General features: G+C 44.0%; 13 protein-coding genes. 5 read left to right on the top strand and 8 right to left on the bottom strand.

Annotated features, from left to right (window positions below; translation table 11 throughout):
* Positions 1–32: 32 nt before the first annotated feature.
* From ELZ11_RS05360 to ELZ11_RS05350, 3 genes are all read right to left on the bottom strand, one after another.
* Positions 33–728, bottom strand: a complete 696-nt coding sequence (locus ELZ11_RS05360) for a VC0807 family protein (RefSeq protein WP_137356356.1) — start codon at positions 726–728, stop codon at positions 33–35.
* Positions 729–1097: 369 nt separating this feature from the next.
* Positions 1098–2726 carry an ABC transporter ATP-binding protein gene (locus tag ELZ11_RS05355; RefSeq protein WP_137356355.1) on the bottom strand — a complete coding sequence of 543 codons (1629 nt, stop codon included), beginning with the start codon at positions 2724–2726 and terminating at the stop codon, positions 1098–1100.
* A gap of 12 nt (positions 2727–2738) precedes the next feature.
* Positions 2739–3233 carry a hypothetical protein gene (locus tag ELZ11_RS05350; protein ID WP_137356354.1) on the bottom strand — a complete coding sequence of 165 codons (495 nt, stop codon included), beginning with the start codon at positions 3231–3233 and terminating at the stop codon, positions 2739–2741.
* A 226-nt stretch (positions 3234–3459) separates the two neighbouring features.
* On the opposite strand from ELZ11_RS05350, the gene ELZ11_RS05345 reads away from it, so the two are divergent.
* The 3 genes from ELZ11_RS05345 to ELZ11_RS05335 all read left to right on the top strand — a co-directional run bounded on the left by ELZ11_RS05345 (position 3460) and on the right by ELZ11_RS05335 (position 7290).
* Positions 3460–5820 carry a Lon protease family protein gene (locus tag ELZ11_RS05345; protein ID WP_137356353.1) on the top strand — a complete coding sequence of 787 codons (2361 nt, stop codon included), beginning with the start codon at positions 3460–3462 and terminating at the stop codon, positions 5818–5820.
* Positions 5821–6068: 248 nt separating this feature from the next.
* On the top strand, positions 6069–6716 hold the full coding sequence (locus tag ELZ11_RS05340; RefSeq protein ID WP_137356352.1) for a TetR/AcrR family transcriptional regulator: 648 nt from the start codon (positions 6069–6071) through the stop codon (positions 6714–6716).
* Between the two features lie 67 nt (positions 6717–6783).
* Complete coding sequence (locus ELZ11_RS05335) at positions 6784–7290, top strand: SRPBCC family protein (protein ID WP_137356351.1); 507 nt, start codon at positions 6784–6786, stop codon at positions 7288–7290.
* A 111-nt stretch (positions 7291–7401) separates the two neighbouring features.
* Here ELZ11_RS05335 and ELZ11_RS05330 read toward each other — a convergent pair whose 3' ends face one another.
* The 4 genes from ELZ11_RS05330 to ELZ11_RS05315 all read right to left on the bottom strand — a co-directional run bounded on the left by ELZ11_RS05330 (position 7402) and on the right by ELZ11_RS05315 (position 9762).
* A complete protein-coding gene (locus ELZ11_RS05330; protein WP_137356350.1) occupies positions 7402–7563 on the bottom strand; it encodes a hypothetical protein in 162 nt (53 codons plus the stop codon).
* A 167-nt stretch (positions 7564–7730) separates the two neighbouring features.
* The gene (locus ELZ11_RS05325) at positions 7731–7979 is read right to left on the bottom strand and encodes a DUF3297 family protein (RefSeq protein WP_137356349.1); all 249 of its coding nucleotides are present in this window, start codon (positions 7977–7979) and stop codon (positions 7731–7733) included.
* A gap of 93 nt (positions 7980–8072) precedes the next feature.
* Positions 8073–8831, bottom strand: coding sequence for a PilZ domain-containing protein (locus ELZ11_RS05320; protein WP_167494631.1), 759 nt, complete (start codon positions 8829–8831; stop codon positions 8073–8075).
* A 187-nt stretch (positions 8832–9018) separates the two neighbouring features.
* The gene (locus ELZ11_RS05315; RefSeq protein ID WP_137356347.1) at positions 9019–9762 is read right to left on the bottom strand and encodes a flagellar brake protein; all 744 of its coding nucleotides are present in this window, start codon (positions 9760–9762) and stop codon (positions 9019–9021) included.
* A gap of 162 nt (positions 9763–9924) precedes the next feature.
* Between ELZ11_RS05315 and ELZ11_RS05310 the strand changes: the two genes are divergently transcribed.
* The gene (locus ELZ11_RS05310; protein WP_137356346.1) at positions 9925–10212 is read left to right on the top strand and encodes a GNAT family N-acetyltransferase; all 288 of its coding nucleotides are present in this window, start codon (positions 9925–9927) and stop codon (positions 10210–10212) included.
* Entirely contained in the window at positions 10213–11178 is a 966-nt protein-coding gene (locus tag ELZ11_RS05305; protein WP_137356345.1) for a phosphotransferase, read from the top strand.
* Positions 11179–11231: 53 nt separating this feature from the next.
* On the opposite strand, the gene ELZ11_RS05300 is transcribed toward ELZ11_RS05305, so the two are convergent.
* Positions 11232–11732 (bottom strand): GNAT family N-acetyltransferase, encoded by a 501-nt coding sequence (locus ELZ11_RS05300; protein WP_137356344.1) that lies wholly within the window; start codon positions 11730–11732, stop codon positions 11232–11234.
* Positions 11733–11776 lie beyond the last annotated feature (44 nt).

The raw sequence follows: 11776 nt of genomic DNA, 5'->3' as shown, positions 1-11776 counted from the left end.
CAATTCGCTGGGCTTTTTGTTTTAGTCATTTGCTACTTTAGGCGGAATATTTGTTCCGTCTCTAGTGACGTTAGTGCGCGAACTTGGCGCCAAACGTAATAGAAGATACCTAGCATCATCAGCATGCTCGGAATCGCAATGATTGGGTAGCTATAAAGCGTCATTTTACCGAGTTCCTCATTGAAAGCTGCGGTACCTGCTGGGCTCGTTACAATCCACGTAGCTAGGAAATAGTTCATTGCTGATGAGAAAGCGAATGTGCTAGCAAATAGGTAGTTCGAAGTCATTAAGCAACGTTCAAAGCGCTCTGGGTTACCAGACTGCTTTAGGCGCTCTTCGATCAGCGGCATGTTCATTAGCGTTGGAGTGAAGATAACCTTTTGCATGAAAGGGTAGCGAGTAAATGTTGAACCTAAAACGCCTAGGCCGATTAAGCCTGGAATCAGTGCTTCTTTTAGTGCAAGCCAGCGAGTATCTAGCTCTAATAAGCCAATTCCGCCGGTTAATAATACGCTCACGAAACCTAAAGCGGCGATAAAGTTAAACTTCTTATTGCGGATAAGTTCCATACCGCCGTAGATAATGGGGAACGCTAACGCGACAACCAGAGCTAAGCCTGTCCCTAAATGTTCGTCTCCGCTGAACTTCATTAAAATAAACGAAGGAAGAAAGACGTTAACAATAATTTCGAAAAAAGGATTCGACTTTGTATTTTGCATGGTACTCATAGTTTCTCTGTTGATTGCGCTATGCGGTATTGATTCACGGGGGATTGTTCCCTGCTCGGACAAATATGTAAAGCCCTAACCATTCATCTTGTGTAACGACTTGTGAGGTACGCGAGATATTGTAGAGGTTTGCAGCGTTGAGGTTACCCTACCTTAATTATAATAGAAATGGGCGCTTTTTCGGATGAACAAAAGGTAGAAATAAAGCTGGAGGATAAGGCTTACATTGCTTAGTGAGTGGTGCCAAAGACTTACAATAAAAAATGCCGCATCCATGCGGCATTTTTTGGTCGGCGGCCAAACCGAATTTGCTATATCAACTTCTAGGTCGATAGTTAGTCTGACGATGTTTTTGTGAATTAGTTCAACTTATGCAGCGTTTTCTTTTGGCTCTTCATCCAAATCGAACGATGCATTGATGAGTTTTTTCGTATAGTCATTTTGAGGATTACGGAAAATTTCTTCAGCGCTGCCTTCTTCCATTACCACGCCTTTCTGCATAACAAGTACACGATCCGAAAGTGCTTTCACAACAGAAAGGTCATGGCTGATAAACAGGAAGCCAATGTTGTGTTTAGTTTGAATGTCTTTCAATAAGTCGATCACCGTCAGCTGAACTGAGCGGTCGAGCGCTGAAGTCGGCTCGTCCAATAAGATGAACGAAGGTTCAAGAATTAACGCGCGAGCAATCGCAATTCGTTGTCTCTGACCGCCAGAAAACTCATGTGGGTATCGGTTGATTGAATTTGGCTCTAAGCGCACTTCTTCTAGTGCCACTTTCGCTCGTTGTAGACGCTCTTTTTTGGTTAAGTGCGGTTGGTGAACGGTTAGACCTTCAGTAATGATTTCGCCGACTGTCATACGCGGTGAAAGTGAACCGTACGGGTCTTGGAATACCATCTGTACGTCTTTTTTCAGTTCAAAACGTTCAGTATCCGTCAGTAGGCTGATGTCTCGGCCTTTATATGCAATGCGACCCGTTGATGGCAGCAGGCCAATCAAGGCGCGGCCAAGTGTCGACTTACCCGAACCTGATTCGCCAACAATTCCTAGAGTCTCACCTTGCTTAAGTGTGAGCGAAATGCCTTTTACGGCTTCAAAGTACTCGCATCGGCTTGGAATAAAGTGGCTCTTAGTTAGGAACTTAACGCGAATATCTTCAGCTTGAAGAAGCTCAGGCGCATTCGCTTCAATTGGTTGTTTAGCACCCTTTGGAATAGAGTTAATCAGCATTCGCGTGTAGTCGTGCTGTGGCGCGTGGAAAAGCGCTTGCGTCTGACCTTCTTCAACGAGTTCACCTTTACACATCACTAGCACGCGATCAGCGAAGTGTTTTACCACCCCAAGATCATGGGTGATGAACAAAATCGCCATGCCCATCTTGTTTTGGATTTCTTTGATAAGGTCCAATACTTCTGCTTGAACCGTTACATCTAATGCTGTGGTGGGTTCGTCAGCAATCAGTATATCGGGCTCATTGATCAGCGCCATTGCAATCATGATGCGCTGCAATTGGCCACCAGAAAACTCATGAGGGTATTTGCTATATGCCTGTTGCGGGTTTGGTAAGTGAACCAACTCGAATAGCTCTAAAACACGCGCCTTAGCTTGAGCTTTGCTTACTTTTCGGTGGCACATAATGGCTTCTGCCACTTGAATACCAACGCGTAAATATGGGTTAAGTGAAGTCATTGGTTCTTGAAAGATCATTCCAATGCGATCACCACGAATCGCTTGCATTTCACGCTCAGTCTTTTCAAGAATCGCTTCGCCTTCGAAGTTGATGCTTGACTGCGAATAAATGATGGCGTTGTCTGGTAGTAGACGCATCAACGCGTTTGAAGAAACGGATTTACCTGAACCTGATTCACCAACAATCGCCAAGGTTTCGCCGGCGTTTAGGTCGAAGTTTATATTTTTCACAGCATCGACGATGCCATCGTTAGTAGTAAAACTAACGGATAGATGACGAACTTGTAGAATAGCTTGGTCTGACATTGTACTTCCTTATCAATTTAAGACGTGAGGTGAATGAGGTGCTTCTGGAGTCACTTTCAATTGTGCAAAATGGTGGTGCGCTTTCTGCAATTGTTCTAATTCAATCATCCATTGCGCGCTGCGCTGAGCACTGCAAAATGCAATCAGATGATTCATTAAGTCTTCGCTTTGTTTTTCAAGGAGAGAGTGGGTGCGGTTAATCAAGTCTGTGCTTTCTAACGAGATAAACTGGAGCAACGCATAGGATTGATTAAGCGTATTGAATGCCAGCTGCTGTTGCCCTAGTCGATTGAGAATTTCAGATTGGGCAACGGTTGCGTCGCGCAAACCTGCGAGCAGGCAGGCGAACTGGCAAGGCTTAATGTCATCATTGAACGAGGCTTCTTGGATGTGGTGTGGTAAGTGAATAAGCACATCTTGGTAGAGACGCTGCGCCTCAGGCCAATGACCTTGTTCCATCAACTGTTCCGCTTTTAGGTAGTGCATCCAGCAACGTTCAAGTTCCATTTTCCCATCTCCTATTTATAAGATGGATGGATGTTAATGATATTTATTATCAAATGCAAGTTAATATCATTAGCATTGAGGCAACAAAAGCGGCTGAAAATGTTACAAATCGTATGATATTTGTTCGGTTAGACAGTGGTAAGGCGTAAGTCACTAAAATATAAATGAATTGCATCTACACTTAGTCTAACTATACCCAAAATAATAAAGGATTGAGGAGGCGGCTATGGCGATTCAAAGACTCAATACAAATCAGCTGTATCAAGTAGCAGATCTCGAAAAGCTACCATGCAAGTCGACCAAGGAACTGGCTCCTATTGATGAAATTGTTGGGCAAGAACGCGCACAAAAAGCGGTCGAGTTTGCAATGTCGATTAAGGAAAAGGGGTATAACATTTACGCGATAGGGCGCAATGGTTTGGGGAAACGAACCATGATCTTGCGTTACTTAAATCGTCATCCACATGAAGTCGACCAGTTATTTGACTGGTGTTACGTGGCCAATTTTGAAGACATTCGTACGCCAAAGGTACTTAAGTTGCCTTGTGGTGTGGGGGCTCGCTTAAAGCAAGATATCGATAAGCTCGTGACTAAGCTACTGAAAGCGATGCCACTGGCTTTTGATAACGAAATGTATTTCAGCCGTGCAGACAAATTAAAGAATCAGTTGGCGAGCAAGCAGCAAGTCGCGCTAGAAGGGATTAGCCAAGAAGCGAAGCAAAACGGCGTGAACTTAACACTGACTGCACAAGGCGACTATCAGTTTGTGGCGATGAACGGTGAAGAGCTGCACACCGAAGAAAGCTTCGATGAGCTTACCCCTGAAGAGCAAGATAACTTTGATAAAACCATCGATGCTCTGGAGATCAGTTTACGTTCAATGTCGCGAGAGCTTACTGAACTTGAAGAAACCTATACCGAGAAAATTCAAAAGCTAAATGATGAAGTGACGCTCGATGTGATCACTCATTTCATTAAGCAGTTGAAGAAAGATTACAGCCAATATACTGAAATTAAAAAGTATCTGACTGAGCTGCAAAAAGACATCGTAGAAAACGCTGAGATTTTCTTAGAAGAAAGTAATGAACAAGCGGAGATTGCGACGGCTTCTCTCGATAAAAAGCTGCCACGTCGTTACAAAGTTAACGTACTTGTGAGTCAGAAAACGGAAGAGTTTCCAATCGTTGTCGAGGAAAATCCAAATTATCACTCATTGTTTGGCTACACCGAAACGGCGACTTTCAAAGGTACGGTATTTACTGATTTCTCACTGATCCGTGCTGGTAGCTTACACCGTGCTAATGGCGGCGTGCTGCTTATGGACGCGGTGAAAGTGCTAGAGCAGCCATATGTGTGGGATGGCCTGAAACGAGCGTTACGTTCGCGCCAATTAAGCCTCACTTCACTTGAAAAAGAAGTGACGTTAACTGGTGCAGTTTCACTGGATCCTGAACCAATTCCTCTTGATGTGAAAATCATCCTATTTGGCGATTACCGAACTTATCAATTACTGCAGCATTACGATGCCGAGTTTGCTGAACTCTTCCGTGTCACAGCGGATTTTGAAGATGAAATGAAGCGCTCACCTGACTCTGAAATGCACTATGCGCGGTTCATCTCGAGTATTGTTCATGAGAGCGGGTTATTACACTGTGATCGCAAAGCGATTGGCCGAATTATCGAGCACAGTTCTCGACAGGCGGGTGATCAAAGCAAGCTTTCGCTTCACTCGGCGCATATCGCTAATCTGCTGCGCGAATCGAACTATGTGGCGAAGAGCGCCAAGTCTAATTTGATCCGTTCAAGTCACGTTGAACAAGCGTTGGCTAATCAGCAAATGCGGGTTGGTCGCCTTCAAGATAGCGTGATGGAAACCTTCATCAACGGAACCACTTTGATTCACACTCAAGGTGAAGCGGTTGGTCAAGTTAATGCCTTGTCGGTATTAAGTACCAGTGACCACATGTTTGGAGCGCCAAACCGAATTACCGCAACGACCGCTTATGGTGATGGTGAAGTCATTGATATTGAGCGTAATGTGGACCTAGGTGGCAGCATTCACTCGAAAGGCGTGATGATTCTATCGGCTTATTTGTCATCAGTATTTGGCAAAACAGCGAAAGTCCCCCTCACGACGAACATCACTTTTGAGCAGTCATACGGCGGGGTTGATGGAGACAGCGCCAGTATGGCGGAGTTCTGTGCTGTGGTGTCTGCATTCTCTAAGCAGCCAAACCGACAAGATATTGCAATCACAGGCTCGATGAATCAGTTCGGTGAATCGCAACCAATTGGTGGCGTGAACGAAAAAATTGAAGGCTTCTTTGATGTCTGTGAAATTAAAGGGCGTACTGAAGAGCAAGGCGTGATCATTCCTCGTTCTAATGTACACAACCTGATGCTAAGGCCAGATATCGTTAAAGCGGTGGAAAAAGGTGAGTTCCACATTTGGGCTATCGACCACGTAACTGAAGCAATCGAATTGTTTACTGGCAAAGCGGCTGGTGAGGCCAGCGATGAAGGGAGCTATCCAATAGATACGATCTTCGGTATTGCTCAAGCTAAGTTAAACGCCTTACGTAAGTAACGCTTCCAGAAATTACCCCCTCTAATCAACCGTCATGAGCGCGAGCCCATGGCGGTTTTTGTTTATGAGCATCGTGTTTGTATGGCTTGTGCTCTAAAAACACAGCTACCTGATCAATCAGGTTGTTATCTAAATGATTGATTATCCTGATAAATCAATATTTCCAATATATTTATAAATCTAATTGCTTGACAAAAGACCAGTGGTCTCTTAATTTATAAATAAGAGACCACTGGACACTTATTGTTATGAATTGGAAAAGAGCAACAACTGACGAAAAAAAGATCGAAAGAAAAGAAGCCATTTGTCAGGCAGCATTTCTTCTTTTTAAGCAGAATGGTTACGACAAAGTGAGCTTCAACAATATTGCTGCCGAGGCAGGGTTCACTAAGTCGAACATGTACCGCTACTTCAGTTCTCGTGAAGAGATATTCCTGAACATTTTCTCTGAGCTTTTCGAACGTTGGCTTGATGACTGCTGCAAACGACTTCGGGCATTAGAGCAGGGCGCCGAGCCAAGCCAATATGCCGATACTTATGTTCAGTCTCTGCTAGCACATCGTCAGTTTTTGGACTTAACGCCAATCCTATTTACTTCGCTAGAAAGCAATAGCTCTTATGAACAACTCGTAGAGTTCAAACGATTGGCAAAAGGCTTGCTGTTTAAACTAGCAATGGAAATAGGGCGAATTTATCCAGAAATGGACATGGAAAAGGCATTCAAGTTACTGAACTTGAGCCATGCTGCAACATCGAGTGGATGGGCTGCAGCTTCCGACAATGCGGCGCTCAACAAGCTATATGAGCAAGAAGAATTTCAAGAATTAAAGCCGGGCTTTGAGCGAGATTTGTCATCGGCGATCGAAATATTTATTCGTGGAATACAAGCAAGTTAACGCGAATGGAAGTGGCTGCTAACTAAGTAGGGTGGCTGTAATATCAAATGAACATAAGGTAAATATCATGGCTCATCATACTGAAAAGGCTATTATTGTGAACGTTTCTGCTGAGAAGGTTTGGCAGGTAATGGAAGATTTTAGCAGCGTAGAGAAATTCGCCACGACCATAAAAAGCTCACCGATTGTCAGTGACATTCAATCTGGGGTTGGTGCTAAGCGACGATGCACATTCCAAGATGGCTCAAGCTTGGTAGAAGAGATCACCGAGTATCAGCCAGGGCAAGGTTTCACTATGGAACTGTCGGAGCACTCGTTGCCACTAAAAAGTATGGTGGCTGAAATGCGAGTAACAGCGATTGATGAACATCGTAGTGAAATATACATGTCGTCGGATTTTGTAGTGAAAAGTGGTCCGTTAGGTTGGGTGGTGGGGCACTTTATCATGCGAAACGTCATGAAGGGAGTGTTCAAAAAAGTGATGAGCGGATTAGCGTACTACAGTGCAACAGGTAAAGTGGTCGGCGAAAAACTTCCTACGAATCAAGAACTAGAACCAATTCTATCTCATTAATGGACGTAGTCTAAGTGAGGTTAGGGCATCAAACGAGTAGCCATACGTACTGAATCTAGGTCTATGGCTCTTGTTTCTTTTGTCATACCAACGAGTGATTTTCGTCGCTGACTAATCGTCGGCACCACATTTAGCACATTTGTCGTAGGTTCGTTCGCCTTCACTGATGACGATATAATCACCAACGCATTGTTCACATAGTGCCAGTTTTGGGTATGCGTCTTTTTGCTTTTTTGAAGTGGTGACGGCTTCGGTAATGTAATGTTTTCTCATGATGCTCTTCGGCGGTTCAAATATAGAGTCGAAATATCGGTGTGAAATCAACGGATACAAACTGCTGGAATGTGGGGGAAATTCGGTTAGCGGTGTCGCTAGGGAATAAGCACATAACGTCAGAAAATTCTCACGCTATGTGCATGTCTTAAAAGGTGTGAAGCGGCTTAAACGTAGTAAGCTTCCACTGTGCCTTTAAGAGTAATTAGGATTGGTTGACCGCGACGATCCAGTGCTTTAGGAGATGGGATTTTTACCCAACCTTCGCTGATGCAGTACTCTTCAACATCAGTACGCTCTTTGCCGTTTAGGCGAATACCGATTTGGTGCTCGAAGCACTCAGCCACGTGGTGTGGGCTGCGAGGGTTGCCTGCAAGACGGTCTGGTAAAGCTGGTTGTGATTTGTTATCAGTCATGTCGATGTCTGTCTATAGTAAAAAAAGTGCGCCATTGTAGACAATATAAGGGTAGTGCTCAAGATGAGACGCTTTAAATACTCCAAATCTTCACTATAAAACAAACCTATGTTCACTGAGGTCAAAGCTTAATTTTTCGGTGATCTCTTTTGACTGATCTAAACATTTCTCATCAAATTGGACACCGTATTTCCAGTACTGGCTCGACAGCTTTTTATTCTTGATCACACCTGTGAGTATCGGGCTCTCTTCTGATTCATCGCTGTCTAAAATCTTCAGTTCAATGACATTGCCAACATTGTATTCATTGACCGCGCGGTCGGTGACCACTTGGCAACCTGACTCGGAAATATCTCTTACTTCACACAGGTATTTTTGTTTATCAGGTGCCAAAATACCGGACAAAGTAATCTCTAATCGAGCTTCGGAGCGTAGCCCTTGCTTCACTTGCGTAGCTGTAGGCAGAGAGATGAAGACAATGCAGTGTGGCCCCGCTTGAACCACGTATTCAATCTTACTTTTGAAGTAGATTCTGGCGCCTTCGCCTTTTTGGGAAATGGCACAAGCTTTAATGGGATAGCCTCGCTGAAAGAACAAAGCAAAGTCTTGTGGGCTGACGTCTGGCTTTTCTAGTACCAGTAAGTTTTTGGAGTGAATGCCCATGAACTTAGAGCGGCAGCGTAATGTGTTTCCCGTAGGCGTCGCGACATTAAAGGCAAACTCACTTAATGGCGACACATGAAGAAAAGCATCTTCACCGTAGATGATACTACCTACGTCTGGAGAGGTTGCTTCGTGATTGCTATCCAATTGGATGGATGGATTCGATTGAGGGTTAGGGGCGCTGTTCATAAAAGTCACTTCCACTAATTCTATATAAGACTTGAGTTGCATAAAGTATTTATAGAATAAGTTGCATAAATGGCAAGCGAAAATTCTTGCTGAAGTGATCTCTTCTAAAGTTTAAAAATAAAAAAGTCAGTAGCGATTGGTATTTAAACGATATTGAGATCAATAGCCTAATGGAAAGCCATGAAGATTAATGACGAAATCTCAGCTTCGTACCATCAAATTTTAATTTGCCGAGTAAGCTCTTAGCGCTGGCTTTACCAAGCTGATCAAACTCTACACCGTATCGAGCGTAATGAGTCGATTTTTGTAGGTTACACACAATACCGTGTAGTGGTGCAATTAACGGGGTTCGTTGGCTTTCTGGCACAATTTCAATGGTGATTTGATCGCCGACTTGAATCGGGCGAGTGGTAGGGGAAGTGACAAAACGACAGCCGCTCTTTGAGATATCTCTGACTTCACATTCTGTTCTTCGACTGTTTACTAACACTTTTCCGCCTAGGTTTACTTCGTAGCGGATTTCTTTGCGTAATTGGGTGACCTGCATAGTGCTTGGAATGCTGATGACCAACAACGGAAAAGGTTCTGAGAGTTTATGTTGAATCTGGCTTCGAAAGTGAATTAGTGCGCCTTCACCGCGATGAGATAAGGCACGCACCGTCATGATGAAGCCTTCTTGGAAAAAATAGGCAAGATCATCAACAGACACTTGTGGGACTTCAACTAAAATACAGTTATTACTATGGCTACCAATAAAGCGTGTTGTGGCTAAAAATTTAGTACCTACTGGCGTGGTGACGTTTAACGTGAGTTCACTACCATGCTCCACCATAGCCAATGCATCGGTACTGTTAAGTGTCGAGACAGTTTGGTTGCGGGATTCTTGAAGAGCTGTATTATTTTTGACGAGCTTCTTCATCGGTAGGTTCATTGCGGCATGTCTCCATGATGGCGTTGAACGCCACTAATGCGGTTTATGTATTGTTGAATGTCGGTGATGCAAGACAGATATGCATCTGAATAGATTTTATGGGCACGCTGCCCATACTGCAAACCTTTGTTATTCAATCAGGGCAAAATAGAGCGCAAAGTCATGAATTTAGTGAACTGGAACAAAGAATTAGACCAATTTTCGGTCCATTTAGAAGGCGAACACTACGCGATCGTCAAATATAAGCGCCAAGATAAGGTATTACACATCACTTCGACTCGTGTGCCAGACCAGGTACAAGGTAAAGGTTATGGCAAAGTAATGATGGAAGCTGTTCTCCCTATTATCGAGAAAGAAGGCTTCACAATCGTTCCTGTTTGCAGTTATGTCGTGCATTTCTTGAACCGCTCGACACAGTGGTCGCATTTATTGGCTGATAAGGGTGAATGAGTGAAACCTATCTATTTGGATATCGCTGCTCGCTTAGGAAGAACTGAGCCACATACAGCCGAAGTGATTCAGCCACTTTGGGGAAAATACGGTGAGCTGGTTCGGCTTCATTTTAGTAATCAAACGAGTTTGATTGTTAAGCATGTGTGTTTACCGGAACGCTCTCAGCACCCTAAAGGCTGGAATACTAAGCTTTCGCATCAACGCAAGGTGCACTCGTATCAGGTCGAGACTGCTTGGTATCACGACTACACGCAAATCATTGACGAGCAATGCAGAACGCCACAGGGAATCTTGTGTGAGCAATCGTCGGGTGAGTGGCTCATCGTGATGGAAGATTTAGCTCAAGCGGGGTATTCGCAAGTAGTGGAAAGTGCAGATCGCCTGCATCTCGATAGTTGCTTAAGTTGGTTAGCGAACTTTCATGCTAAGCATATTGGAAGTCATGGTGAGCGTTTGTGGGAATCTGGCACCTATTGGCATTTAGAAACTCGCCCTGACGAACTTGCGGCGATGTCTGATAAAACGCTGCAAGCTAAAGCCACAACAATTAATCAAATGTTGAACGCGACACCTTTTCAAACCTTAGTTCATGGGGATGCTAAGTTAGCTAACTTCTGTTTTTCCTTAGATGGAAAGCAAGCGGCAGCAGTCGATTTTCAATATGTTGGACGTGGCTGCGCGATGAAAGATGTGGCGTTATTTATGAGCAGTGCCGTGTTGCCTGAAGATTGTTTGGAGATGGAAGCATGGATACTGGATAGGTATTTTACTCACCTCGAAAAAGCGATCGCGCGTTACCAGCCTAATTTATCGTTTACTGAAATTGAGCAGGCGTGGCGTCCAATGTTCTATGTCGCTTGGGCTGACTTTCATCGCTTTGTAAAAGGCTGGAGCCCAGAACATTGGAAAATTAACGATTATACCGAGCAGTTGACTCGCTCTGTTGTGGCTGAATTGGAGTAACTCTTGGTAAAGAAGAAAGCTGATCGGTTCAGCTTTCTTTTCACTTTTTCTGTCTATGACTGGTTTGGATTAAGGCGAGCCATGTAGTAAGTGTTGGAATATTGACCATCACGGAATGAAGCGTCTTTGGCTTCACCTTCTATCTCAAACCCAAATTTTTTGTATAGCGCAATCGCGACTTCGTTATCGGTATTCACTTCAAGTTGAATTCTTCGAATATTCAGCCATTTGTCGGCTAATTCAATCACGGTTTCTATCAGCTTGTTTCCAATTCCTAGTCCGTGGTATTTATCGTGTACCCCTAACCCTAACGTAGCAGTGTGTTGAATACGCGGCCGCTGTGCATGTTGAAAACCTATATTCCCGACAACCTTTCCGTCGACTTCAGCGACGTAGCTGTACACGCCCGCAGGCATGTTAGTTAGGCGATCTTGCCACATGGTTTCAGGAGAATTTGGGAGTTGTAAGGTCTCACGCACGGCTTGAGGTTGTGTGTAAATCTCGCACAAGCTTTGTGTATCGGAGACTTTGGTTGGACGAATAATTATTTCCATATTTTTACTCCCAGATAGATGAATGGTTTGCTCATTTTTAAGCT

Origin of the sequence: Vibrio profundi (assembly GCF_005281835.1) — a bacterium.
Taxonomy (GTDB): Bacteria; Pseudomonadota; Gammaproteobacteria; order Enterobacterales; family Vibrionaceae; genus Vibrio; species Vibrio profundi.
Note: the sequence above shows the minus strand (reverse complement) of the source record. Positions and strands in the feature narration are given on the sequence as shown.